At 74.3% G+C, this 25,575-nt stretch carries 19 protein-coding genes and 1 pseudogene; 13 read left to right on the forward strand and 7 right to left on the reverse strand.

Annotated features, from left to right (window positions below; all coding sequences use genetic code 11):
• A partial coding sequence (locus ACFP3R_RS36215; protein ID WP_380643284.1) for a phytase occupies nucleotides 1-1,013 on the forward strand: 1,013 nt, incomplete at its 5' end.
• 417 nt (nucleotides 1,014-1,430) lie between these two features.
• Here ACFP3R_RS36215 and ACFP3R_RS36220 read toward each other — a convergent pair.
• Nucleotides 1,431-2,954: an alpha/beta fold hydrolase gene (locus ACFP3R_RS36220; RefSeq protein ID WP_380643286.1), complete on the reverse strand. Its 1,524-nt coding sequence runs from the start codon at nucleotides 2,952-2,954 to the stop codon at nucleotides 1,431-1,433.
• Nucleotides 2,955-3,080: 126 nt separating this feature from the next.
• On the opposite strand from ACFP3R_RS36220, the gene ACFP3R_RS36225 reads away from it, so the two are divergent.
• From ACFP3R_RS36225 to ACFP3R_RS36250, 6 genes are all read left to right on the forward strand, one after another.
• On the forward strand, nucleotides 3,081-4,361 hold the full coding sequence (locus ACFP3R_RS36225; protein WP_380643289.1) for a PucR family transcriptional regulator: 1,281 nt from the start codon (nucleotides 3,081-3,083) through the stop codon (nucleotides 4,359-4,361).
• 225 nt (nucleotides 4,362-4,586) lie between these two features.
• Nucleotides 4,587-5,534, forward strand: a complete 948-nt coding sequence (locus ACFP3R_RS36230; protein WP_380643291.1) for an ACP S-malonyltransferase — start codon at nucleotides 4,587-4,589, stop codon at nucleotides 5,532-5,534.
• Nucleotides 5,531-6,508 (forward strand): beta-ketoacyl-ACP synthase III, encoded by a 978-nt coding sequence (locus ACFP3R_RS36235; protein ID WP_380643293.1) that lies wholly within the window; start codon nucleotides 5,531-5,533, stop codon nucleotides 6,506-6,508. The genes ACFP3R_RS36230 and ACFP3R_RS36235 overlap by 4 nt, the downstream gene beginning before the upstream one ends.
• Before the next feature lie 61 nt (nucleotides 6,509-6,569).
• Complete coding sequence (locus ACFP3R_RS36240; protein ID WP_380643295.1) at nucleotides 6,570-6,809, forward strand: acyl carrier protein; 240 nt, start codon at nucleotides 6,570-6,572, stop codon at nucleotides 6,807-6,809.
• Nucleotides 6,806-8,041, forward strand: a complete 1,236-nt coding sequence (locus ACFP3R_RS36245; protein WP_380643297.1) for a beta-ketoacyl-[acyl-carrier-protein] synthase family protein — start codon at nucleotides 6,806-6,808, stop codon at nucleotides 8,039-8,041. The genes ACFP3R_RS36240 and ACFP3R_RS36245 overlap by 4 nt, the downstream gene beginning before the upstream one ends.
• Before the next feature lie 63 nt (nucleotides 8,042-8,104).
• Complete coding sequence (locus tag ACFP3R_RS36250) at nucleotides 8,105-9,535, forward strand: acyl-CoA carboxylase subunit beta (protein ID WP_380643299.1); 1,431 nt, start codon at nucleotides 8,105-8,107, stop codon at nucleotides 9,533-9,535.
• A 235-nt stretch (nucleotides 9,536-9,770) separates the two neighbouring features.
• Here ACFP3R_RS36250 and ACFP3R_RS36255 read toward each other — a convergent pair whose 3' ends face one another.
• Entirely contained in the window at nucleotides 9,771-10,349 is a 579-nt protein-coding gene (locus tag ACFP3R_RS36255) for a hypothetical protein (RefSeq protein ID WP_380643301.1), read from the reverse strand.
• 499 nt (nucleotides 10,350-10,848) lie between these two features.
• On the opposite strand from ACFP3R_RS36255, the gene lanKC reads away from it, so the two are divergent.
• From lanKC to ACFP3R_RS36275, 4 genes and pseudogenes are all read left to right on the forward strand, one after another.
• Nucleotides 10,849-13,383, forward strand: a complete 2,535-nt coding sequence (gene lanKC, locus ACFP3R_RS36260; RefSeq protein WP_380643303.1) for a class III lanthionine synthetase LanKC — start codon at nucleotides 10,849-10,851, stop codon at nucleotides 13,381-13,383.
• 39 nt (nucleotides 13,384-13,422) lie between these two features.
• Nucleotides 13,423-13,587, forward strand: coding sequence for a SapB/AmfS family lanthipeptide (locus ACFP3R_RS36265; RefSeq protein ID WP_380643305.1), 165 nt, complete (start codon nucleotides 13,423-13,425; stop codon nucleotides 13,585-13,587).
• A gap of 127 nt (nucleotides 13,588-13,714) precedes the next feature.
• Entirely contained in the window at nucleotides 13,715-15,307 is a 1,593-nt protein-coding gene (locus ACFP3R_RS36270) for an ABC transporter ATP-binding protein (protein ID WP_380643308.1), read from the forward strand.
• A pseudogene (locus tag ACFP3R_RS36275) lies at nucleotides 15,307-16,986 on the forward strand (ATP-binding cassette domain-containing protein); the annotation flags it as partial. The gene ACFP3R_RS36270 and the pseudogene ACFP3R_RS36275, both read left to right, overlap by 1 nt.
• On the opposite strand, the gene ACFP3R_RS36280 reads toward ACFP3R_RS36275, so the two are convergent.
• Nucleotides 16,956-17,483, reverse strand: coding sequence for a DUF3145 domain-containing protein (locus tag ACFP3R_RS36280; RefSeq protein WP_380643320.1), 528 nt, complete (start codon nucleotides 17,481-17,483; stop codon nucleotides 16,956-16,958). The pseudogene ACFP3R_RS36275 and the gene ACFP3R_RS36280 sit on opposite strands and share 31 nt — an antisense overlap.
• Nucleotides 17,484-17,972: 489 nt before the next feature.
• Here ACFP3R_RS36280 and ACFP3R_RS36285 point away from each other — a divergent pair, with 489 nt between their 5' ends.
• The gene (locus ACFP3R_RS36285) at nucleotides 17,973-19,217 is read left to right on the forward strand and encodes a hypothetical protein (RefSeq protein WP_380643310.1); all 1,245 of its coding nucleotides are present in this window, start codon (nucleotides 17,973-17,975) and stop codon (nucleotides 19,215-19,217) included.
• A gap of 86 nt (nucleotides 19,218-19,303) precedes the next feature.
• On the opposite strand, the gene ACFP3R_RS36290 is transcribed toward ACFP3R_RS36285, so the two are convergent.
• From ACFP3R_RS36290 to ACFP3R_RS36305, 4 genes are all read right to left on the reverse strand, one after another.
• A complete protein-coding gene (locus ACFP3R_RS36290) occupies nucleotides 19,304-19,675 on the reverse strand; it encodes a hypothetical protein (protein ID WP_380643312.1) in 372 nt (123 codons plus the stop codon).
• A gap of 118 nt (nucleotides 19,676-19,793) precedes the next feature.
• Nucleotides 19,794-21,155: a dihydrolipoyl dehydrogenase family protein gene (locus tag ACFP3R_RS36295; RefSeq protein WP_380643322.1), complete on the reverse strand. Its 1,362-nt coding sequence runs from the start codon at nucleotides 21,153-21,155 to the stop codon at nucleotides 19,794-19,796.
• Nucleotides 21,156-21,209: 54 nt separating this feature from the next.
• Entirely contained in the window at nucleotides 21,210-21,776 is a 567-nt protein-coding gene (locus ACFP3R_RS36300; RefSeq protein ID WP_380643314.1) for a TetR/AcrR family transcriptional regulator, read from the reverse strand.
• Between the two features lie 225 nt (nucleotides 21,777-22,001).
• Nucleotides 22,002-22,661: a hypothetical protein gene (locus ACFP3R_RS36305; protein ID WP_380643316.1), complete on the reverse strand. Its 660-nt coding sequence runs from the start codon at nucleotides 22,659-22,661 to the stop codon at nucleotides 22,002-22,004.
• A gap of 590 nt (nucleotides 22,662-23,251) precedes the next feature.
• On the opposite strand from ACFP3R_RS36305, the gene ACFP3R_RS36310 reads away from it, so the two are divergent.
• The gene (locus tag ACFP3R_RS36310; RefSeq protein WP_380643318.1) at nucleotides 23,252-25,501 is read left to right on the forward strand and encodes a HelD family protein; all 2,250 of its coding nucleotides are present in this window, start codon (nucleotides 23,252-23,254) and stop codon (nucleotides 25,499-25,501) included.
• Nucleotides 25,502-25,575 lie beyond the last annotated feature (74 nt).

Here is a 25,575-nt window from a genome sequence, read left to right on the forward strand (position 1 = left end):
CCTACCCGCCCCCCCCCGCGCCCGCCCCCGCGCCCGGCGCCGCGCCCGGCCGGTACAACAACGTGGACGTGCTCAGCCGGGCGACCGTCGGCGGCCGGGCCCGCGACCTGGCGTTCGTCGGCGACCGCGGGCGCGACCGGGTGCGGGTCCACGAGGTCGACGGGCGCGGCTCGGCGGCGGGCGCGGGCGTGCTGCGGGACGTGACCGACCCCGCCGCGCGGCCGGTGTTCTCCGGCTCCGAGGAGGAGGTCGACGGGCAGCGCACGGCGTACGGGCCGGCCGCCGGGGTCGTCGGGCGCGCGCCCGTGGTGGTGGTGGTGGTGAACCGGCGGAACGAGACGCGGGTGGCGCTGCTGCGCGTCGTGCCGGCCGCCGGCGGGACCGTGGGCACCTCGGTGGTGTCGACCCTGGACCTGCCCTCGTCGTTCCCGCTGCCCGGCGGCGGGGTGTGGGCACCGTGCGGCGAGCCCGGCGAGGGCCCGCAGCTGGAGGGCACGGTGGTGGGCTCCCGGCACGGGGTGCTGTACGCGGCGCAGGAGGACGTGGGCGTGTGGCGGGTGCCGCTGCGGGCGTCCGGGTTCGGCGAGCCGGTGCCGGTCGACCGGGTGCGGTCCTTCGGGGTGCCGCAGACCTACGACCCGGTCGCGGAGGAGTGCGCGGTCTCCGGGCCCGACCCGGGGGTCGGCGGCCGGGTGCTGGAGGCGGACGCGGAGGGCCTGACCGCGGCGGACGGCTACCTGATCGCCTCCAGCCAGGGCGACTCGCGGTTCGTGGCCTACGAGCGGACCGGGCGCAACCGGTACGTCGGGTCGTTCGCGGTGGGCGCGGGCCGGGGCAACGACCCGGTGGAGCACCCGGACGGCGCGCACGCGGTGACCGCCGACCTGGGGCCGCGCTACCCGGAGGGGCTGCTGGTCGTGCACGACGGCGAGCGCCGGCCCGCCGCCGGGGAGTCGGACACGACCGGGTTCGCCTACGTCAGCTGGGCGGACGTGCTGGACGAGCTGGGCTGAGGCGCGATCGACCGGAGGCCCCCGCCGGACGGGGGCCTCCGGCACCGGCCGGCTTCGGGGAGCCGGCCCCCGAGAGGTCGGCCGGCGCCGGCCTGACCCGTCGGTGGTCCCGGGGCGGCGGCACGGCCCGCGCCGCGCCCCCGCGATTCGGATCGTGTCGCAGCGCCCGTCACCCGGCAACCTGAAGTGCTTGCCCGAAAGGGTGACTGGCGTGGCGGATCTTGCGCGGACAGTCCAGAGTGGAGCTACCGGTGGGGACCGGGGAGAGGGAAACGCTCGGCGCGGTCTGACCGCGCCGAGCGTTTTCACGTCACACCGGCCCGACCGCGGCGACGGGGGCCGGGCAGGGCGACGAGCGGCGGCCGGGCGACCTCGTGGAGATCGCCCGGCCGCCGCGTCCGCGCGTGCGCCGGTCCGTCAGGGGCGGACGCCCACCACCAGACCGTCCAGGTAGGACTGGACGGCCGGCGGCGAGGGCTCGCCGACCTCGGCGGGGCGCGGCTCGCCGGGGCAGGTGGAGCTGCTGGGCGGCAGGACGCCGTCGACCAGGTAGCGGTTCACCGCCCGGTTCACGCACGCGTTGCCGGAGCCGTAGATGCCGTGCCTGCCCTCGTCGAGCACGGTGACGAGGTTGTGGCCCAGCGCGGTCGCCATCGCCGGACCGCTCTCGTACTGCGTCTGCGTGTCGCCCTCGGCCTGGACCACCACGCCGACCGGGTAGCCGTCGCGCTTGAGCCGCACCGCGGGCTCCGGCGGGGTGAACGTGCGGTACGCGCAGGTCGTCGGGGCGGCGCGCGCCACGCCGAAGCCGTACGGGTAGCGGTCGCGGAAGACCCGCATGTCCTCGTAGTAGGTCTCCACGTCCGTGGGCCAGTCGACCTCGCAGGTCACCGTGTTGAACACGCCCGAGACCAGCTCGTCGTGGGCGGAGCGGGCCATCATCAGCGCCGTCTCGGCGGGCGCCCCCGAGCGGAGCCTGGTCACCGCGTCCGCGAGGTCCGCCCACAGTGGACGGTAGCGGGTGCCCACGCCCATCGCCGCGTCGAAGCGGGTCCGGGTGTTGTCGGCGATCGGTTGTGCCGCCAGCGCCGCCGCCACGCCCTCCACGGTGGCCATGACCTCCTCGACCCCGGTGCCGAGCCGGAAGTGGTCGTCGCGCTGCGCCACCCACTCCGCCCAGGACTCGACGTTGCGCCGCAGCGCGACGGCCTGGGCCAGGAACTGCTTGCGCCAGATCCACTCCGGGTGCACGGCCGAGTCCAGCACGCTGCGGTCCAGGCGCCGCGGGAACAGGCTGCCGTAGACCGCGCCCAGGTAGGTGCCGTAGGAGTAGCCCAGGTAGTTGATCTTCTCCTCGCCCAGGACGGCGCGCACCACGTCCAGGTCGCGGGCGGTGTTGGCGGTGTTGACGTAGGGCCGGATGCCGCCCGCCGCCCGCTGGCACGCGTCCTCCGTGGCGCGGGCCTCCGCCGCCCACCTCGGGAAGTCCTCGTCCCGGGGCCGGGTGTCGGCGATGACCAGTGGGGGCACGTCGTTGCAGGTCAGCGCGGTGGAGCCGCCCACGCCGCGCGGGTCGAACCCGATCAGGTCGTAGACCTTGGCCACCCCCGAGTTCGCCAGGAAGGTCGGCATCCCCAGGCCCGAGCCGCCGGGGCCGCCGGGGTTGAGCACCAGCACGCCGCGCCGCCGCGCCTGGTCCTCCGCCTTCCGGCGGCTGATCACCAGCGAGATCCGCTCCGCGGCCGGCCGGGCGTAGTCCAGCGGCAGGACCAGCTCCGCGCACTCCAGGCCGTCGCGGCACGGCTTCCAGGCGGGCACCTGGGTGTGGAACTCGGTCAGCGGGTCGAGCGACGGTTTGAGGCGACCCTCCCCGGCCGAGGCGTCGACCGCGGTCGCCAGCACCGCGGCGAGCACCAGCCCTACCGACATGAACCTGCGCACGTCCACCCTCCAGACCCGAGGCCACCGACTGCCCCGAACGCCACCGAAGGTAGGACGATCGGAGCGCGGTGTCCGGTCGAGTCACTCGTTGGTGTCGTCTCGCGGAGCACGTGCCATGGTGGGGTCATGACCAGCCCAGCAGCGACCGGTCCGGCGGCAGGCGGCCCAGTGGCAGGCGGCCCGGCGGCAGGCGGCCCAGTTGCCGGCGACCAGGCGACCGGTGGCCAGGCGGCGGGCGACCCCGGCCCCCTGTCGCCCGACACGCTGCGCACGCTGCGGCGGGCGTCGGGCGGCCTGGCCGCGGCCACCGTGGCCGAGATGGAGTCGCGCCTGCCCTGGTTCCGGCGGATGCCGGCCGACCAGCGGGCCGGGGTGCAGCTGCTGATCCAGAACGGCGTCGCCGGTTTCGTCTCCTGGCTGCACGACCCGCAGCAGGCGATCCGGCTGACCGCGGAGGCGTTCCGCGCCGCGCCCAAGGACATCTCCCGGTGGGTCAGCCTGCGGCAGACCGTGGAGCTGGTGCGGATCGCGCTGGAGCTGTTCGAGCGCCGGCTGCCGCAGCTGGCGCGCGACGAGACCGAGCGCGCCCTGCTCACCGAGGGCGTGCTGCGGTACGGGCGGGAGATCGCCTTCTCCGCCGCCACCTCCTACGCGGCCGCGGCCGAGGCCAGGGGCGCCTGGGACGCCCGGCTGGAGGCGCTGGTCGTGGACGGGATCGTGCGCGGCGACGCGGAGGAGTCGCTGCTGTCCCGCGCCACCGCCCTGGGCTGGGACCCGGCGGCCGAGGCGACCGTGCTGGTGGGCAACCCGCCGTCGGACGACCCGCCCGCCGTGGTGTTCGAGGTGCGCAGCCGGGCGGCCCGGCTCGGGCGGCAGGTGCTGCTGAGCGTGCAGGGCTCGCGGTTGGTGGTGCTGCTGGGCGGGGAGACCGAGCGGGGCGACGCGCTGACGCGCATCGCCGAGGCGTTCGGCGACGGGCCGGTGGTCGCCGGGCCGTCGGTGGCCAGCCTGGCCGACGCGCACCGCAGCGCGAGCGACGCGCTGTCCGGGCTGCGCGCCGTGGTGGGGTGGCCCGCCGCGCCGCGGCCGGTGCGGTCGCTGGACCTGCTGCCGGAGCGGGCGCTGGCGGGCGACCCGGAGGCCGAGTGGCAGCTGGTGGACCGCATCGCCCGGCCGCTGGAGGAGGCGGGCGGCTCGCTGCTGGCGACCGTGGACACCTTCCTGGAGGTCGGCGGCGTGCTGGAGGCGTGCGCGCGGCGGCTGTTCGTCCACCCGAACACGGTCCGCTACCGGTTGCGCCGCGCCACCGAGCTGACCGGGCGCAACGCCAACGACCCCCGTGACGCGCTGGTGCTGCGCGTGGCGCTGTCCGTGGGGCGGCTGGCGAGGGCCCGCGGGCTGTGGTGAGCCCGGGTGACACCCAGTGGGGTAGACCCAGTGGGGTGTGACCCAGTGGGGTGTGACCCACGACGCAGTGACCGGGTGAGCCGCCATGAGCCGCGACCGACAACACGCGACGTGCATCAACGGTCATCCGTGAGTCACTTTTGTAGGAACCCCACAAAGGGTGGGGCGTGGATTCGTCAGTGACGGCATCCCGGTGGAGCGAGTCGACCGTGTTCAGTTGGGGACGTGATCGCGCTCCTAGCCCCCGGACAGGGGTCACAGACACCCGGCATGCTCACCCCCTGGCTCGAGGTCGAGGGGGCCGTCGAGCGGGTCGAGGCGTGGTCCGGGACGACCGGTCTGGACCTCGTGCGCCTGGGCACGACGGCCGACGCGGAGGAGATCAAGGACACCGCGGTCACCCAGCCGCTGGTGGTGGCGCTGGCCCTGCTCGCCCACGAGGAGCTGCGCCGCCGCTTCGAGCTGCCCGCCGGCACGGTGGTGGCCGGGCACTCGGTCGGCGAGCTGGCCGCCGCCGCGATCGCGGGCGTGCTCGACGCCGACGACGCGGTCGCGCTGGCCGCCGTGCGCGGCGCCGAGATGGCCGCCGCCTGCGCGCTCGCGCCCACCGGCATGGTGGCGGTGCTCGGCGGCGAGCCCGACGAGGTGCTGGCCCGGCTCGACGAGCTGGGCCTGGTCGGCGCGAACCGCAACGGCGCCGGTCAGGTCGTGGCCGCCGGGCCGGTGGAGGCCCTCGACGAGCTGGTGGCACAACCACCCGGTCGGGCGAAGGTCCGCCGGCTCCAGGTCGCGGGCGCGTTCCACACCCGCTACATGGCCCCGGCCGAGGAGGCGCTGCGCGCCCGCGCCGAGGGCGTCACGACCTCCGACCCGGTGCTGCCGCTGCTGTCCAACGCCGACGGCGCGGTGCTCACCGACGGCGCCGAGGTGCTGGAGCGGCTGATCTCCCAGGTGACCCGCCCCGTGCGGTGGGACTCCTGCCAGGCGACCATGGCCGGGCTGGGGGTGTCCGCGGTGGTGGAGCTGCCGCCCGCGGGCGCGCTGACCGGCCTGGCGAAGCGCGAGCTGAAGGGCACTCCCACCTTGGGCCTGAAGACCCCCGACCAACTCGACCGGGCCGCGGAGCTGTTCGCCGCCGCGGCCGAGCCCGCCGGGACCGGGGCGACGCGGTGACCGCGTTCGCCGTGCCCGCCGGCTCGACCGGCAGCCGCATCGTCGGCCTGGGCAGCTACCAGCCCGACACCGTGGTCAGCAACCACGACCTGGCCCTGCGCATGGAGACCTCGGACGAGTGGATCCGCGACCGCGTGGGCATCGCCAACCGCCGGGTCGCCAAGCCCGACGAGCTGCTCGTCGACATGGCCGTGGAGGCCGGCGCCAAGGCCCTGGCCGACGCCGGGCTGGCCCCGTCCGACATCGGCGCGGTCCTGGTGGCCACCTGCACCATGCCGTCGCAGATCCCGAACGCCGCGGCGCAGGTCGCCCACCGGATCGGGATCAGGGCCGCGGCCGCGTTCGACGTGAACGCCGCGTGCGCGGGCTTCTGCTACGCGCTGGCCACCGCCTCGGACATGGTCCGCGCGGGCACCACCGAGCACGTCCTGGTCATCGGCGCGGAGAAGCTGACCGACTGGGTCGACCCGCTCGACCGGTCCACCGCGATCATCTTCGCCGACGGCGCGGGCGCCGCGGTGGTCGGCCGGTCCGACGAGCCGGGCATCGGCCCGGTGGCGTGGGGCAGCGCGGGCGACCTGGCCGACATGATCAGCATCCAGGACCGCGACTCGTTCATCGTCCAGGAGGGCCAGTCGGTCTTCCGGTGGGCCACCACGCAGATCGCGCCGGTCGCGCTGCGGGCGGTCGAGCTGGCGGGCCTCGACGCCGCCGACGTCGACGTGTTCGTGCCGCACCAGGCGAACCTGCGCATCATCGAGGCCATCGCCAAGCGGTTGCGGGCCAAGGGTGCGCGCGAGGACCTCGTGGTCGCGCGTGACATCGTGGACTCCGGCAACACCTCGTCCGCCTCGATCCCGCTCGCGCTGGACCACCTGCGCGCGGCGGGCGAGGCCCGCAGCGGCGACGTGGCGCTGCTCGTCGGCTTCGGAGCGGGCCTGTCCTACGCCGGACAGGTCGTCCGGCTGCCGTGACCACCCAGTACCCCGGCGCGGGAGCCCCCCGCCGGGAGCAGTCAGAGGAAAGGGATTTTCAGTGAGCAACGAGGACATCTACAAGGGGCTCGCCGAGATCGTCGAAGAGGTCGCCGGTGTCGAGGCGGCCGACGTGACGGCTGAGAAGTCCTTTGTGGACGACCTGGACATCGACTCGCTGTCCATGGTGGAGATCGCCGTGCAGGCCGAGGACAAGTTCGGCGTGAAGATCCCCGACGACGAGCTGGCCAACCTCAAGACCGTGGGCGATGCGGTCAACTACATCGCCAGCAACGCATGACGAATAGCAACGACGTCGTCGTCACCGGGCTGGGTGCCACCACCCCGCTCGGTGGCGATGTCGCCTCCACCTGGGACGCCCTCCTGTCCGGCCGCAGCGGCGTGCGCACGCTCACGGCCGGCTTCGTCGAGAAGTACCAGCTGCCGGTCAAGATCGGCGCGCCGCTCGTGGTCGACCCGACCGAGGTGTTGCCGCGCGTCGAGGCGCGGCGGCTGGACCGCTGCGAGCAGGTCGCCGTGGTGGCCGCCCGCCAGGCGTGGGCCGACGCCGGGTTCGGCGAGGACGACGTCGACCCCGAGCGGCTCGGCGTCGTGGTCGGCACCGGCATCGGCGGCGCGATGACGCTGCTGGACCAGGACGACCTGATCGAGACCTCCGGCCTGCGCAAGGTCTCGCCGCTGACCGTGCCCATGCTCATGCCCAACGGCCCGGCCGCGCACGTCGGCCTGGACCTCAAGGCGCGGGCGGGCGTGCACGCGCCGGTGTCGGCGTGCGCGTCCGGCGCCGAGGCGCTGGCCTGGGCGTGGCGGATGCTGAAGTCCGGCGAGGCGGACGTGGTCGTGGCCGGCGGCGCCGAGGCGTGCATCACCACGATCACCATGGCGGGCTTCATCCAGGCCCGGACCATGAGCACCCGCAACGACGACCCCGAGGGCGCGTCGCGGCCGTTCGACGTGGACCGGGACGGTTTCGTGCTCGGCGAGGGCGCCGGAATCCTGGTGCTGGAGCGCGAGGAGTTCGCCCGGGCCCGCGGCGCGCGGATCTACGGCAGGCTCGCGGGCATCGGCACCAGCTCCGACGGCCACCACATCACCGCGGCCGACCCCGAGGGCATCGGCCAGTCGCGGGCCATCGCGGCCGCGCTGCGCACCGCGGGCGTCGACAAGGCGGACGTGGGCCACGTGAACTGCCACGCGACGTCCACCCCGGTGGGCGACGTGATCGAGCCGCAGGCCGTGCGGCGGGCGATCGGCGACCACCCGGTGCTGACCGCGCCGAAGGGCAACCACGGTCACCTGCTGGGCGCGTCGGGCGCGGTGGAGGCCATCACCACGCTCCTGTCGGTCCGCGAGGGGATCATCCCGCCGACGCTGAACCTGAAGAACCAGGACCCGCGGGTGGACCTGGAGGTCGTCACCGGCGAGCCGCGGAAGGTGGACCTCGTCGCGGCGGTGAACAACTCCTTCGGCTTCGGCGGCCACAACGTCTCGCTCGTCTTCACCCGGGTCTGACCGCGCTCGACCACGTTCGATCGCGCTCGACCACGTTCGACAGCCCACCCGAGGAGCTTCGCGATGACCGCCCTTGCGTCCCCGCCGGTGATCCCGGAGGCGGGTGGGCACACCGATCCGCGCGATCCGGAGGTCCGGCTCGGCCTGCTGCTGGACCCCGGCTCGACCGCGCCGTTGCGGCCCCGCGACGGCAGCGGCGTGCACGCCGTGCGCGGGCGGATCAACGGCACCGAAGTGGTGGCCTACTGCACCGACGCCACCCGCATGGGCGGCGCGCTGGGGTCGGAGGGCTGCCGGCACATCGTGGAGGCGATCGACACCGCGGTGCGCGAGCGCACCCCGGTGATCGGGATCTGGCACTCCGGTGGCGCGCGGCTGCCGGAGGGCGTGGAGTCGCTGGACGGCATGGGTCGGGTGTTCGCCGCGATGATCCGCGCGTCCGGCCGGGTGCCGCAGCTCTCCGTGGTGGTCGGCCCGGCGGCCGGCGGCGGCGCCTACGGGCCCGCGCTGACCGACGTGGTGATCATGGCGCCGGCCGGCAAGGTCTTCGTGACCGGGCCGGACGTGGTGCGCTCGGTGACCGGCGAGCAGATCGACATGGACGGGCTCGGCGGCGCGGAGGCGCACGGGCGGAAGTCCGGCGTGGTGCACGTGGTGGCGGACGACGAGCCGGACGCGTACCGGCGGGCCCGGCGGATCACCGGCCTGTTCGCCCGGCCCGGCGTGATCGACCCGCGCTCGGTGCCGGACGGGGAGGACCTGCGGGCGCTGCTGCCGGACCGGCCGCAGCGGGCCTACGACGTGAAGCCGCTGGTGCGGGCGATCCTGGACACGGGGTCGTTCGAGGAGTTCCAGGCCAGGTGGGCGCCGAACGTGGTGGTCGGGCTCGGGCGGCTCGGCGGGCGCGCGGTCGGCGTGATCGCGAACAACCCGATCCGCAAGGGCGGGTGCCTCGACTCGCTGTCGGCGGAGAAGGCGGCGCGGTTCGTGCGGATGTGCGACGCGTTCGGCGTGCCGCTGCTGGTGCTGGTGGACGTGCCCGGCTACCTGCCCGGCGTGGACCAGGAGTGGGGCGGCGTGGTGCGCCGCGGCGCGAAGCTGCTGCACGCGTTCGGCGAGGCGGTCGTCCCGCGCGTCACCCTGGTCACCCGCAAGTCCTACGGCGGCGCCTACATCGCCATGAACTCCCGCTCCCTCGGCGCCACGGCGGTGTTCGCCTGGCCCACCGCCGAGGTCGCGGTCATGGGCGCGAAGGCGGCGGTCGGCATCCTGCACCGCAAGAAGCTGGCCGCGGTGGCGGACCCGACCGAGCGCGAGGCCCTGCACGCCGAGCTGGTCGAGGAGCACGAGCGCGTCGCGGGCGGCGTGGACCGGGCCCTGGCCATCGGCGTGGTGGACGAGGTCGTGGACCCCACCAGGACCCGCCGCACACTGGCCGAGGCCCTGGCCTCGGCCCCCGCCGGCCGAGGCACCCACGGCAACATCCCCCTCTAACCCACACCCGAGTGTTGAACTCAGTGGTCCTGAACGTACGACACGGCAGTCACGAACGTACGACTCGCGCGTTCCGAACGTACGACACGCCGGTCCTGAACGTACGACACGCGCGTGTCGTACGTTCAGGACGGGTGAGTCGTACGTTCAGGACCACCGTGTCCCACGTTCACGACCACCGAGTTCTACGTTCGCGACACCCGAGTTCTGCGTTCGCGACCCCTGCGGGGCGTGGTCAGCAGGGGGTGAACTGGGAGGTTGAGCCCTCGGTGCCCAGGTCCACGCGGAGGGTGCCGTCCTCGGCCTGGAGCGGGTAGACGACGCGCCAGTGGATGCAGTCGGCCTGGAGCTCGGCCGGGGCCTTGGCCACGTCCTGGGTGCTGGTGAAGGTCATGAGGACGCGCAGGCGGTCGGGGGACACCGATTCGACGCGGTGGACGAGGATCGTGCCGTCGCGCGAGCTCTCGTAGTCGGACAGCCAGCGGGACCTGGGGGTCTCGTCCACGCGGCGGCGGGTGACGGTGCCGGTCCACAGCTCGTAGTCGAGGTCGTTGATCGCGTCGAAGAACTGCTGGAGCACCTCGCGCACGCGCGGGCCGTCGGGGTGCATCGAGGCGTCGATGCTCAGCTGCACGACCCCGCCGCCCGGCTGGTCCTCGCGCGGCACCGGGGCGGACGAGCCGGCGCTCGGCACGGCGATCTGGTCGCCCTGCGCCGGCGCGGGCCGCTGGTACACCTCGCGCGTGAGCACGCCCACACCCGCGGTGACGGCGGCGACCACCAGCACGAGGGGCAGCAGCAGGCGCGGTCGCACGCCCCGAGCCTGCCACAGGGCGCTCCCCGGGCGGCCATCACCCGGAAGTCGCAGCACCTTCCCCGAAGTTTGCGGTTTGAGAGCACCGAAGCACGTACTGGTAATGACTCAGACCCGAAAATTTTCAACCTATTCGTACCCTATCGGGTCATTACCGTAGTTATTGCGCACCCCCTCCCCCGGACGGAGCAGCAGACAACCCTGGGTAAACCGACCCGCAATACAGCGGAGACGGGGGTGAAACACCAGGTTAACCGGTCAACATGACGAAACCTCACGGTTCCGTTTGACAACGGTCGGGTGACTCTCTCCGCTTTCAGGTGATGCCAAACCTGGCATACGGGTGAACCAGGTGTGTCAATGACCACCTGAGGTGCATAAACACGTGGAAGGGTAGGACACGGATGGAGGCACCAACTCCCCGATTCGGTGGATTGTTGGCCGCCGGCCAACGTGCGGGAATATGCCGGTCGAATAAATCGTAGGGAGGCGAATTCCTGTGGATCTCCGCTATGAGGCTTACTGCTTCGCGGACCGCCTCTTCTACGACGTGCAAAGTCAGGACGAAACGGGCCGGGATGATTTTTCCCACCTGCTGCCCCCGCTGCCGGAGGGCTGGACCCAGGCCGACCGGAACATCTGGCGGCACCTGCACCCGAACGGCGTGGTGCTGCCCAAGCAGGGCTGGAAGATCCACGTTTCGGCGACCGTGCTGAACGCCGGTGAGGTGCTGCGGGCGGCCCACGCGTACCTGACGGAGCGCCGCATCCCGTTCAAGTACCTGCGCACCCACTCGATCGTCCTGGCCCGCAACTCCAAGTACGCCCCGCGTGAAGGCAGCGGCAAGCTCATCACGATCTACCCCGCCGACGAAACCGAGCTGGAGCGCACGCTCACCGAGCTCTCGGAAATCCTCCGGGGACAGGCGGGCGCGTACATCCTCAGCGATCTCCGCTACGGCACCGGCCCGCTCTTCGTCCGCTACGGCGGGTTCGTCGAGCAGTGGTTGGAAATGGACGGCAAGCGCGTGCTGGCCATCGAGGGCCCGGACGGCGCGCTCGTCCCCGACCAGCGCAAGCCCGTGTTCTGGGTGCCCGACTGGGTGAAGGTGCCCGCGTTCCTGGAGGAGCACCTGGCCGCGCGCCGGGCGGGCGGCCAGGACGGGTTCCCCTACCGGGTGCTGCGCTCGCTGCACTTCTCCAACGGCGGCGGCGTCTACCAGGCGACCCGCAAGTCCGACGACCGGCAGGTGGTGCTCAAGGAGGCCCGGCCGCACGCCGGCCTGGACCGCGAGAACGTCGACGCGGTCGCCCGGCTGCACCGCGAGCACGACATCCTGACCAGGCTCGCCGGCGTCCACGGCGTGCCCGAGGTGTTCGAGCGCTTCACCGCGTGGGAGCACGAGTTCATGGCCATGTCCGAGGTGCCCGGCCGGCCGCTGGGCCAGTGGCTCGGCGTCAACTACCCGCTCACCCACCACGAGGTCACCGACGAGGCGGTCACCGCCTACACCGAGCGCGCGCTGAAGCTGGTCGCCGAGGTGGAGCGGATCGTCGACGAGGTGCACGGGCGCGGCGTGGTGTTCTGCGACCTGCACCCGCTCAACGTCCTGGTGGACGACGACGACCGGGTCTCCCTGATCGACTTCGAGCTGGCGTTCCCGGTCGAGGAGGACCGCAAGCCCACGCTGGGCTCGCCGGGCTTCCAGGCGCCGCCGGACCGCAGCGGCTTCGAGATCGACGAGCACGCCCTGGCCGCGCTGCGCCTGTACCTGTTCCTGCCGCTCAACGCCGTGATCGAGCTCGCGCCGGTCAAGCTGCGCTCGCACGTGGACTTCATCCGCCGCCGGTTCGACCTGCCCGACGAGTACTGCGCCGGCATCCTCGACGGCCTGGCCCGCCGCGTCGACCCGCCGACCGGCCCGGCGACGACCTCGCTGGACGGCCCGGGGCCCGACCTGCCCGTGGTGCTCAAGATGATCGCCGCGGGCGTCCTGGCCAGCGCCACCCCGCACCGCACCGACCGCCTGTTCCCCGGCGACGTGGAGCAGTTCGAGACCGGCGGCGCGACCTTCGGCCACGGCGCGGCGGGCGTGCTGCACGCGCTGGACACCGCCGGCCAGGGCCGGTTCCCCGACCACGAGCGGTGGCTGCTCGACTCGGTGCGCCGCGACCCGCCCAAGGAGCCCGGCTTCTTCACCGGCGCCCACGGCGTCGCGCACGTGCTGGAGAACTTCGGCCACCGCGACCTGGCGGGCGAGATCGTCGGCTCCTACGCGGCGATGCTGCCCGACACCGAGGACCACAGCCTCGGCGCCGGCCTGGCGGGCATCGGCCTCAACCTGCTCCACTTCGCCAGCACGCGCGGCGAGGAGACCTACCTCGCGCGGGCGGTGGAGCTGGGCGAGCGCCTGGACGCCGCGCTGGCGGACGTCGAGCCGCCCGGTGACAAGGCCCGCGCGGGCCTGGAGCACGGCTGGTCCGGTCCCGCGCTGCTGTTCCTGCGCCTGTTCGAGCACACCGGCGACCGGCGCTGGCTGGAGTCCGGCGTCACGGCGCTGGAGCGCGACCTGGCCGAGACGATGATCGCGCTGGACGGCTCGACGCAGGTCCGGGACGGCAACTTCCGCACCCTGCCCTACATCGGCATCGGCAGCGCCGGCATCGCCCTGGTGCTCAACGAGTTCCGCCTCGTCGACCCCGACCTGCCGGTCGTGGGGCGGCTGCCGGAGCTGGTCTCCGGCACGACCGGCGAGTTCGTCGTGCAGCCCGCCCTGATGCTGGGGCGCTCGGGCCTGCTCGCCACCCTCGTCCACACCGGCGGACCGAGGCACGCGATCGACCGGCACGTGGCCGGCCTGGCCTGGCACGCCGTGCCCTACCAGGACGGCCTGGCGTTCCCCGGCATCCAGCTCCGGCGGCTGTCGATGGACCTCAACACCGGCGGTGCGGGCGTGCTCGCGGCGCTCAGCACCCTCGTGAACGGCACCCCCGTGCTGCCGTTCCTCACAGCCCCGGCCCTTCCGGGCCGGTAGCAGTAACCCTTTCCGAAATCCCCCGAAAAAGGAGTCATCATGGACTTCATCCTCGACCTGCAGGACCTGGAGACCCCCGAGGCCCAGTCCAACGCGATGGCGTCGGGCGGCAGCAGCGGCGGTGGCGGCGGCAGCACGACCGCCTCCAACCTCTCCCTGCTGGGTGTCTGCAGCCACTCCACCCTCAGCGTGCTGGCCTGCTGACCAGGCTCGACACGGTACTGCCCACCGGGTGGGCGGCGCAGGCGAAGTGCGCCGCCCACCCGGTCACCGCGGGGGCTCGACGGCACGCCGTCGGGCCCCCGCACACATGATGCGCCGAGGAGCCGAGATGTCGCTTCCCCCGGTCGTGCGCCGCGACCCGCGCTGGCTGCTGCTGGCCGTCAACGCGCTGCTGGCCACCACCGCCGGGCTGCTGCTGCCGACCGCGCTGGCCGCCGCGGTGGACGCGGCGCTGGCCGGCCGCCCGGCGGGCGCCGCCGTGCTGTGGCTGATCGGGCTGGCGGTCGTCGAGCTGGTGGGCGACGCGATCGGCGTGGTGCTGGCCGCCTCGATCACCGCGCGCGGCGCGGCGTGGCTGAGGCGGCGGCTGACCGGGCACCTGCTGGCGCTGGGCCACCCGGCGCGGTTCGAGGCCGGTGACGCGGTGAGCAGGCTGACCGGCGACAGCGCGCTGGCGGGCGGGATCGCGGTGCCCGCGGTGAACGTGGGCATCTCGGTGCTGACCGCGGTGGGCGCGGTGGTGGCGCTGGCGCTGATGGACTGGCGGCTGGCCGCGGTGTTCCTGCTCAGCGTGCCGCTGGCGACCCTGTTGGTGCGCTCCCACCTGCGGCTGACCGCCTCCGACGTGGCGGCCTACCAGGAGGTCTCCGGCGAGCTGTCCGCGCGGCTGGTCGACGCCGTCGGCGGCCTGCGCACGATCGCCGCCTCCGGTCGCGCCGACCAGGAGGCCGAGCGGGTGCTGCGGCCGCTGCCCCGGCTGGCGAGCGCCGGCGCGGGCATGTGGCGCACCCAGGCCCGGATGATCTGGCGGGCCGGCCTGCTGCTGCCCGCGGTGGAGCTGGCGGTGCTGACCGCCGCCGGGTTCGGCCTGGTCGCGGGCCGGTTGAGCATCGGCGACGTGCTGGCGGCGCTGGGGTACGCGGCGCTGGGGATGGCGGTGGTCGGGCAGGCCACCGTGCTGACGAGCCTGCAACGCGCCCGCGCTTCGGCGGCCCGCCTCCAGGAGGTCTTCGACACGCCCGCGGACGAGGCGCGGCCGCCCGGGTCGACCGCCGCCGGCGAGGTGCGGCTGAGCGGGGTGTGCGTGCCGGACGCGCTGCACGACGTGGACCTGGCCGTGCCGGCGGGCGCGTTCGTGGCCGTGGTGGGCCGGTCCGGGGCGGGCAAGTCCGCGCTGGCCGCGGTGATCGGCGGGCTGGCCCGGCCGGCGTCGGGGCAGGTGCTGCGCGGCGGGTCCGTCGGCTACGCGTTCGAGCGGCCGGCGCTGGTGGGCGGCACGGTCCGGGACGCGGTCCGCTACGGCACGTCGGCCGGCGAGGACGAGGTGCTGGCGGCGTGCCGGGCCGCGCAGGTGCACGACGTGGTGGTGCGGCTGCCGCACGGCTACGACACGCCGATGTCGGCGGCGCCCATGTCCGGCGGCGAGGCGCAGCGGCTGGGGCTGGCGCGGGCGTTCGTGCGCGACCCGGCCGTGCTGGTGCTCGACGACGCCACCGCGAGCCTGGACATGGTCACCGAGTCCACTGTGGAGCGCTCGGTGGAGTCGGCGCTGCCGGGGCGGACCCGGGTGGTGGTGACGCACCGGGCGGCGACCGCGCGGCGCGCGGACGTGGTGGTGTGGCTGGACGGCGGCCGGGTGCGCGCGGTGGCGCCGCACCGCGAGCTGTGGGACGACGACGAGTACCGGGCGGTGTTCGGCTGATGGCCTACCTGCGGGCGTTGCGGGAACAGCGGCGCGGCGTCGCGGTGCTGCTGGGCTGGTCGGTGCTGGAGGGCGTGCCGGCGCTGCTGTCCGGCCGGCTGGTGGCCCTGGCCGTGGACCGCGGCTTCGCGGTCGGCGAGCCGTGGGTGGGCGTCGGCTGGCTGCTGGCGTTCGCCGGCGTCGCGGTGCTCGGCGGGTTCGGGCTGCGGCAGGTGTTCATGCGGCTGGGCGCGGTGGTCGAGCCGCTGCGGGACGCCCTGGTGCGCGAGGTGGTGCGCGGCGTGCTGCGCGGCGGCTCGCACACCCGGCAGCCCGACGCGAGCGCGGTCGCCCGGATCACCCGGCACGTCGAGGTGGTGCGCGACGCGACCGCCGGCGTGCTGGTGCAGGCTCGGGCACTGCTGGTGACCACGACCGCCGCGCTGGTGGGGCTGGCCGCGACGGTGTCCTCGCTGGCCTGGCTGGTGATCCTGCCGGTGGTGGCGGCGCTGGTGCTGTTCGGGCTGATGCTGCCGTCGCTGGCGCGCGGGCAGCGGCGGCTGGTGCTGGCCGACGAGGACACCGCGGCCGTGGCCGGGACGGTGTTCCTGGGCGTGCGGGACGTGGTGGCGGTCGACGGGGCCGCGCACGCGGTGGCCGACGTGTCGGCGCAGGTCGAGCGGCAGGCGGCGGCGGCCGTGCGGATGGCGTGGGCGACCTCGCTGCGCGGCGTGGTGGTCGCGCTCGGCGGGTTCGCGCCGCTGGCCCTGCTGCTGGTGCTGGCGCCCGCGATGGTGCGCTCCGGCGAGCTGAGCGCCGGCGAGGTGCTGGGCGCGGTGGTGTACCTGGGCACGAGCGTGCAGCCCGCGCTGCGGCGGTTGGCCGACACCGTGAGCACGGTGGTGCTGCGGCTGGTGGTGGCGCTGCGCCGGCTGGCGGAGGCCGCGCCGCCCGTCGACGAGCCCACCGGCGACGCGGTGCCCGACGGGCAGGACGTGGAGCTGCGCGGGGTGACCTTCGGCTGGGGCGCGGGCGCCGAGCCGGTGGTGCGGTCGCTGGACCTGGTGCTGCCGGGCGGCTCGCACCTGGCCGTGGTCGGGCCGAGCGGGATCGGCAAGTCCACGCTGGCCGGGCTGGTCACCGGCCTGGTGGCGCCGCAGGCGGGCGAGGTGCTGTTCGGCGGGGCGCCGGTGCGGTCGGTGGCGGCCGAGGTGCGGCACCGGAGGATCGCGCTGGTGCCGCAGGAGACCTACCTGTTCACCGGCACCGTGCGGGAGAACCTGGCGCTGCTCGCGCCCGACGCCTCGGACGCCCGGCTGCTGGCGGCCGCGGCGGCGGTGGGCGCCTCCGGGGTGCTGGCGCGGCTGGGCGGCCTGGCGGGCGGGATCGGCCACGCGGGCGGCGGGCTGTCGGCGGGCGAGGCGCAGCTGTTGGCCGCGGCGCGGGTGCACGCCTCCGACGCGGACGTGGTGATCCTGGACGAGGCCACGTCGTCGCTGGACCCGGCGGCCGAGGCCGTGGTGGAGCAGGCGTTCGCGGCGCGCGGCGGCACGCTGGTGGTGATCGCGCACCGGCTGTCCTCGGCGCTGCGCGCGGACCTGGTGCTGGTGATGGACGGCGGCGCGCCGCTGCTGGGCCGCCACGACGAGCTGATGGCGGCCTCCGGCGCCTACCGGGACCTGATGGCGGCCTGGCAGCCCACGCGGTGCAGCCAGGTGACGGGAGCCCCGTCGCCCGCGCGCCGGAAGGGCTCCAGCGCGTCGTCCCACGCCGCGCCCAGGATCTCGTCCACGCCGTGCGCGAACGACTCCCCGCCGCGGCTGCGCGCGGCCAGGGCCCGGAGCTGGTCCTCGGACACGACGATGTCGCCGTTGGCGCTGGTGCGCGCGTGCCACAGGCCGAGCACGGGCGCGAAGCAGTACCGCACGCCGTCCACGCCCGGACTCGGGTCCTCCGTCACCTCGAACCTGAGCATCGGCCACGCCCTGAGCGCGGACACGAGTCTGGCCCCGGTGCCGGCCTCACCTGTCCAGTTGCACTCGGCGCGCAACTGCCCTGGCGCAGCGGGCTGCGCCGCCCACTTGAGGTCCGCTCGCTCACCGAGGGTGCCCGAGATCGCCCACTCGACGTGCGGACAGACCGCAGACGGCGACGAGTGGACGTAGACCACGCCACTGGTCCTGCCACGGGTGCTCACAGCTGACCTCCGCTACTCGACGAGGGACGTCTTCCCCTACGACCTGCCGAGTCCCGCGGCGATCTTGTGAAATCCCGACTTGGTCATTCTGCCCGCTCGGGCAGCGGTCCGCCAGAAGAACCAGCCCGTTCCTCACTCGGGCGGGTCAGATACAGGGCTTTCGACCCTTATTCGCAACCACGGGGCCACACCCGCGGGGCCGCGAGATCACTTTCCGAGATCATCCGGACACGGTCACGTGATCGGCACGAAGATCCTCTCCACGACCGACCGCGGTGGTCGGTCCTCTGTCGACGGCGCGGCGGGGGCGCGGCCGGCGCCGGCGCCCGCCCCACCCCGGGGACACCCTGCCACGGCGGGACCGTTCGGCCCAACGCGCCACGGCCGATCAGGTGATGACAGTCACGCGTGGTCAACACTCCTGGCGGGGCGCGCCGCCCGGCCGCCGGCGGCGCTACCGTGTCCGTCCGTGGGGAACGGTGGAATCTCGTGCGGCTGATCAGGCTGGGGTCGGAACCCTCCGGGGTGGGCGCGGACGTGCGCGCCGCGCTGAGCACCTGGGGCAACGGCGACGCGGTGCTCGGCGGTGTCGCGCTGCTCGGCGTGCGGCCGCCGGACTGCCCGCGCGAGCTGGACGCCGTGGTGGTGCTGCCGCGGGGCGTGCTCGTCGTGGTCGGCGTGGACCTGCCCGACCCGGCGGTGCGGCTGGAGGCGCCGCTGAACGGCCAGTGGCGGATCGACGGCTGGCCGCTGACCCGGCCGGACGGCGCGCTGAGCCCCGCGGCCGAGGCGCTGGAGGCGACCACCGCCGTCGCCCGGCGGATCCAGGACATGCGCGGCGAGCCGCTGCCGGTGACCACCGTGGTGGCCGTCGGCCCGTACGTGGGCCAGGTCGTGCAGCCCACCGTGGACCTCAACCGGGGCGTGCGCGTGCTGCACCCCAAGCCGACCACGCTGCTGGCCGCCGCGCGCGAGCTGGCCACCAGCGACCGGCCCTGCTCGGCCGAGCACGCCGCCAAGCTGGTGGCCGTGCTCGCGCCGACCGGCCCGCCGCCGCCCCGGGCGCAGCTGCTGGCCGAGGGCTTCTCCGACGCCGCCGCCGACCTGGCCTCGGCCAACACGGTGCTGCTGCCGAGGATCACCGTCGCGCCCCGCCGCCGGGCCCTGCCCTACCTGGTCGCGTCGGTGGTGGGCGTGCTGCTGGTCATCGCGCTGGTCGTGGCGCTGTCCCCGGACGGCTCCCCGGACGGCTCCTCGGCGGCCACCTCGACCGCGCGGCCGACCACGGTCGTGGTGGACGGCCGCAACTTCTCGCCGCGCGGCGCGGACCGGACGGACGACTGCGCCGGGCACGCGTTCGGGGACGTGCGGGCGTGGTTGTCGGAGCACATGTGCATGCAGCTGCGGCGCGCCCAGTACGAGACCGCGGTGGACGGGCGCCGGGTCGGCGTGGCGGTGGCCGAGCTGAGCCTGCCCGACGCGCAGCGCGCGGGCGAGCTGCACGCGGTGGCCACGACCGCGGGCGCGGGCGGGGTGATCGCGCTGGTCCGGGAGGGCCGGGGTTGGCCCGGTGGGCCGGTGTCGTTCGACCGGTCCGCGCTCCGCTCGACGACCAGGGGCGGGCAGGTGCGCATCGCGCAGGCGGTGTGGGCGGAGGGCGAGTCCGACGGGGGCGACCCCGCGCTGGGGCAGGTGGCGGAACAGGCGCTGCGGTTGCCGGCCGCGCAGCAGTAGCGGGGTCGGGGTCGGCGGGGCAGGGGTATCGGCAGAGCCGGGGTCGCCGCCGGGGTCTCGGCAGAGCCGGGTCGTCGCCGCCGAGGTCAGCGCCCGGTGCGCACCATGCCGACGGCGATCAGGCCGAAGGCCGCGTGCAGCACGATCACCAGCCCCGCGATCCCGCTGAGCGACTCGGTGCCCGGTTCGCCCACCACCACGCCCCACGCGAACAGCCACCCGCCGAGCACCGCCGCGATCCCCGGCACCAGCACCGGCACCGGCACGTGGGCCAGGCAGAACAGCGCCGCCGACCGCGCGCGCAGCAGCGTGTGCAGGAAGACCGGCAGCACCAGGAAGCCCGGCAGGTGCACCGCGATCGGCGTCCACCGGGGACCGCCGGGCAGGAACGTGGTGGTGATGACGAAGGCGCACCACAGCACGGCGGCCGTCGTCAGGACCACGGTTCCTCTGCTCACCGGCGCAGTCTAATGAGACGTGAGGCTCGCTCTCCCGTCCAGCCGACCGATGGCGGCACGGCGTTGCGGCACTCGGACCAGGGCGAACACGGTGCGCCGACCGGTGTCGCACCCAGCGTCAGAGCCCGTAGGACTCCAGCAGCCTCAGCCACACCTCGCTGATCGTCGGGTACGCCGGGACCGCGTGCCACAACCGGTCCACGGTGACCTCCCCGACCACGGCGACGGTGGCCGCGTGGATCATCTCGGCCACGTCGGGGCCGGCGAACGTGACGCCGACCAGGGTCCGCGTGCGCTCGTCGACCACCATGCGCGCCTTGCCGCGGTAGCCGTCGGCGTGCAGGGACGAGCCGGCGACCGCGATGTCCACGTCCACCACCCGCACGTCCAGGCCGGCCTCGCGGGCCTGCGCCGCGGTGCGGCCGACCGAGGCCACCTCCGGGTCGGTGAACACGACCTGCGGCACGGCGGTGTGGTCGGCCGTGGACACCGGGGCGGTCCACGGCTCGGGGTCCACCGCGCCGGTGACGATGGCCGTGCCGACCGCGCGGGCCTGGTACTTGCCCTGGTGCGTGAGCAGCGCGCGGCCGGTGACGTCGCCCGCCGCGTACAGCCAGTCCACTCCGGACACCCGGCCGGTGTCGTCGACCGGCAGCGGGTCGCCCGCCCCGAAGCCGAACTCCTCCACGCCCAGGTCGAACGTCGCCGGCTGCCGGCCCGTGGCCACCAGCAGGTGCGCGCCCTCGACCGACGAGCCGTCCGACAGCGCGAGCGAGATCCCGGCGTCCGCTGTGGACACACCGGTGGCCCGGACCCCGGTCAGCACGCGCACGCCGTCCTCGCGCAGGCCGTCGGCCACCAGGTCGCCCGCGAAGTCCTCGAACTTCGGCAGCGGCCGCTCGCCGGACGCCACCAGGGTGACCCGCGAGCCCAGCCGCGCCCACGCCTGCGCCATCTCGACGCCGACCACGCCGCCGCCCAGGACCACCAGGGAGGTGGGCACCTCCTGGGCCGAGGTCGCCTCGCGGGAACCCCAGTGCGGCACGTCCGACAGGCCGGGCAGGGGCGGCACCCGCGGCACGCTGCCGGTGCACACCACCACCGCCCTGGCCGCGGTGAGCACGCGACCGCCCACGTCGACCCGGCGCTCCCCGACCAGCCGACCGCGACCGCGCAGCACGGTCAGGCCCGCGCCCTCGGCCCACTCGACCTGGCCGGCGTCGTCCCAGTCGGAGGTGAAGCCGTTGCGCCGCGCCAGCACCGCCGCCGCGTCGAGGCGGTCGCCGACGGGCACGCCCGGCAGGCGACGGGCGGCGGCGAGCGCGTGACCGGGGCGCAGCAGAGCCTTGCTCGGCATGCACGCCCAGTACGAGCACTCGCCGCCGACCCGCTCGAACTCCACCAGGGCGGTCCGCAGACCGCCGGCGGCGGTCCGCGCGGCGGCGTTCTCACCCACCGGCCCGCCGCCGATCACGATCACGTCGAAGTCGTCGCTCACCGGTCCACCCCACACCACCCGGACCGACCCGGCAAGTCACGCCGGGTCGAACACGCCCGCCAGCATCTCCAGGATCACGTTGTCCGCGGTGCGGAGCACGACCGGGCGTTCCTCCTCCTCCACCCTCTCGGCCAGCTTGTACATCGCGTCGGCGGTCTGGGCGGCCATCCGGAAGGTCAGGGTGACGGGGGCGTCGCCCCGCACCTCGAAGCGGCTCACGAACAGGTCGCGCAGCCGCTCGGCCATGAGCTCGTACTGGTCGACCGACGAGTCGAGGCGGTGCCCGTCGAGCAGGTCGCTGAACCGGACCCGGCCGAAGCCCGGGAGGTCGGACAGCATCTTGAGGTAGACGGCGACGACCTGCTGGACCGCTCCCCGCCAGTCCCCGGCCAGGCGACCCTCTGTGAACAGGGATTCCACCCGTCCGAGGTACTCCTCCATGCCGCGCAGCGCCAAGGCGTGCACAACAGAACGCTTGTCCGGGAAGTATTGGTAGAACGATCCAATTGGCACGCCTGCGAGCTCGACGATCCGGGCGGTGGTGATGTCGTCGTAGTCGTACTCGTTGAGCAGCGTCGCGCAGGCATCGACAATGGCGGTCACCGTGGCGGCACCGCGCTGCTGAACGGGCTGACGCCGCATCACCTTGGCTAAGCGGTTTTCAGCGGGATTTTCATGCACGCGCTCATCTTGATGGATACGGACCGGTAAGCCCAACCAGACGATTCCGGAATGTGATGTGAGGTCTGCTCGGTTACCGCGTCGGGATTGTTGGAGAGCAAAACTATTCCCGTCGAAAACGCCCTGACCACGAAAAACCCGTCGGCGTCACCGCGCGACCCGCTGGGCGGGCACCGGGTTCACCCCCTCGGGTGACGGCGGCCGTTCGGCCGACCGGGGGCGGACGATCGGGTCCGAAGCCGGTCGGGGCGGTCGGGTGAGGTAGGGGGAGACCAATCGGGCGAGCACCAGACCGGGCGCCAGGAGGGGCACGACCGCCGACAGCGCGGCCGCCGTCGCGCCCGCCCGCGCCACGTCCCGGGGGATGACCGCGACCCGGTCCACCACGAAGGCCCGGCGCCCGGTGAGCGACACCAGCCCCATCACGACGAGGAAGGCCGCGAACGCCGACAGCGCCCACTTGACCGCGACGTAGCCGACGTCCTCGGCCGCCGCCATCACCGCCAGCCACCCGAGCAGCGCGGGCAGCTGCCTGCCGGGGCCCGTCATCGCCCACAGCAGGCCGCCGGCGAACGCCAGGGGCCCGGTGCGGTCGACCGCCCACGCGCCGGCGGCGTCCGGCAGACCGGTCGGCAGGCCGGCCCAGCGCGCGGGCAGCACGTCCAGCGGGCCGGGCGCGCCGAACGCCTGCCCCAGCACCCAGGCCAGGGACCAGGCGGAGACGACGACCGCGAACGCGAGCTCCCACCTCGGCCGGTCCACCGCGAGGCGGCAGAGCCTGGACAGTTCCCGGCGATGTTCCCTCACACCCGTCAGCCTGCCGGGGCGGTTGGTCACCGCTGTCCGGTTTCACCCGGCTGCTCGGGAGGGCCGCTCGTCTGGTGGTCGGGTCCTCCCGGGGTACTCACGTGGTGTGGTGGGCGGGCGCGGCAGGTGTACCCGGTGGGTGGGAAGACAGCGGGGGCGCGCGGGTGGCCGCTCGGGAACGGTGAGCGGTGGCGGGGCGGCGCCGGCACTGGCCGCGCGCGTACTGGTTCAGGGGTGGCAGCACTGGTCGCGGGTGGCGACGCCGGTTCGGCAGCACCAACATCAGCGCCGGTACCGGTGGCGGCACCTGCGCCGGCCACGGCGGCACCGGGCACGCGGCCGCGGAACCGGTTGCGCAACAGCGGATCGCCGCCCCACCACCCGGCGCAAGCCCCACCGCTCAACGGGTTCGGGCACTCGGCCGAACGGATGCGACGACCCCACCGTTGACGAAGTCGGGGCGGCACCGCGAGCGGGCGCGTGTAGTAGATTGGACGTTCTGCGCAGCAGGGAAGGGCGCAGGGCGCAAAAAACTGTCAGCCGCAATGCCACGCAGGCTGATAATCCACGCTATCCAGAAAAGAGGCACGTTGTCAAGCCCCTCCGATGACCTCCGGCTCGCGGAAACCGAGGCGGAGCAGGAATACGTGTCGATGCTGTACGGCAGGCTGGACCACCTCCGCGAGCAGAGCTCGAAGCGCCTGGCCGGCGCGCTGAGGCAAACCGGGGGCACGCACCAGATGCGCTCCGAGCGGGACACCGCGGTGGCGCTGTACTCCGACCAGCTCGCCCAGTACAGCGCCGTGGAGAACGGGCTGTGCTTCGGTCGGCTGGACTTCCACACCGACGGCCGTTTCTACATCGGCCGGATCGGCTTGTTCGACGAGGACAAGGAGTACGAACCGCTGCTGATGGACTGGCGCGCGCCCGCCGCCCGCCCGTTCTACCTCGCCACCGCCGCCGCCCCGGAGGGCGTGCGCAGGCGCCGCCACCTGCGGACCAAGCAGCGCAAGGTCGTCGGCATGGACGACGAGGTGCTCGACATCAACTCGGTCGACCCCCACCGGTCCTCGGAGGGCCTGACCGGTGAGGCGACCCTGCTGGCCGCGGTCAACGCGAGCCGCACCGGGCAGATGGGCGACATCGTCGCCACCATCCAGGCCGAGCAGGACCGGATCATCCGCACCGAGCTGAACGGCGTCGTGGTCGTGCAGGGCGGTCCGGGCACGGGCAAGACCGCGGTGGCCCTGCACCGCGCCGCCTACCTGCTCTACACGCACCGGCGGCAGCTGGCCAAGCGCGGCGTGCTGGTGGTCGGGCCGAACGCGACGTTCCTGCGCTACATCGGGCAGGTGCTGCCCTCGCTGGGCGAGACGGGCGTGCTGCTGTCGACCGTGGGCGAGCTGTTCCCGGGCCTGACCGCGGTGGGCCGCGAGCCCGCCGCGGCCGCGGCGCTCAAGGGCCGCGCCGAGATGGCGGACGTGGTGGCGCGGGCGATCAAGGACCGGCAGGAGGCGCCGGGCCTGGTCGAGGTCCCGTTCGACCAGGACGTGCTGCGGCTGGACCGGCGGGCCATCAGCGACGCCCGCGGCCGCGCCCGCCGCACCCGGCGGCCCCACAACGAGGCGCGGCGCACGTTCCAGCGCGAGATCATCTCGACGCTGGCCGCGCAGGCGGTGTCCCGGCTGGGGCGCCACCTGCTGGACCAGGCCGACATCGACGACATCCGGCGGGAGCTGCGCGAGGAGCCGTCCGTGCAGCGGGTCGTCGAGCGGCTGTGGCCGACGCTGACCCCGCAGCGGCTGCTGGAGGACCTGTACGCGTCGCCGAAGCTGATCGCCAAGGCCACGCCCAAGCTCTCGCCCGCCGAGCGCGAGCTGCTGCGCCGGCCGCGCGGGGCGGAGTGGACGCCGGCCGACGTGCCGCTGCTCGACGAGGCGGCCGAGCTGCTGGGCGAGGACGACACCGAGGCCAAGGCGCGGACCGAGCGCCGGCGGCGGCAGGCGATCGACTACGCGCAGGGCGTGCTGGACATCCTGGACCTGGAGGACGACGCCGACCCGGACATCCTCATGGCGACCGACCTGGTCGACGCCCACCGGCTGGCCGAGCGGCACGGCGCCGAGCGCTACGAGACCGCGGCCGAGCGCGCCGCGGCGGACCGTACGTGGACGTTCGGGCACGTCATCGTGGACGAGGCGCAGGAGCTGTCGGCGATGGCGTGGCGCACGCTGATGCGGCGCTGCCCGGCCAAGTCGATGACCGTGGTGGGCGACATCGCGCAGACCGGCGACATCGCGGGCGCGTCGTCGTGGGACCAGGTGCTCTCGCCGTACGTGATGGACCGGTGGAAGCTCACCGAGCTGACCGTGAACTACCGGACGCCGTCGGAGATCATGGCCGTGGCGGCGGACGTGCTGGCGTCGGTCGACCCGGCGCTGAAGCCGCCGACCTCGGTGCGGGACAGCGGTTTCCCGCCGTGGGCGCTCGGGGTGGACTCGGTGGCCGAGACCCTGCCGGCGCTGGTGGAGAAGGAGGTCGCCGGCGTCGGCGACGGCAAGGTGGCGGTGATCGTGCCCGCGGCGTCGGTGGCGGAGCTGCGCGCGGTCGTGCCGGGCGCGTCCGACGACCTGGACGCGCAGGTGGTGGTGCTGGGGGTGGTCGACGCGAAGGGGCTGGAGTTCGACTCGGTGCTGGTCGTGGAGCCCGCGGGAATCCTGGCCGAGTCGCCGCGCGGGGCGAGCGACCTGTACGTGGCGCTGACCCGGGCCACGCAGCGGCTGGGCGTGGTGCACACCGGTGGGCTGCCGGGGGTGCTGGGGAGGCTGGCCACCGGGTGACCGGCGTGCGGGCGGCGGCGCGGTCGCGCCCGGACCGGTCCACGTGGGCGGCGCGCGCGTCACCGGCCGGTCAG

Origin of the sequence: Saccharothrix lopnurensis (assembly GCF_042658445.1) — a bacterium.
Taxonomy (GTDB): domain Bacteria; phylum Actinomycetota; class Actinomycetes; order Mycobacteriales; family Pseudonocardiaceae; genus Actinosynnema; species Actinosynnema lopnurensis.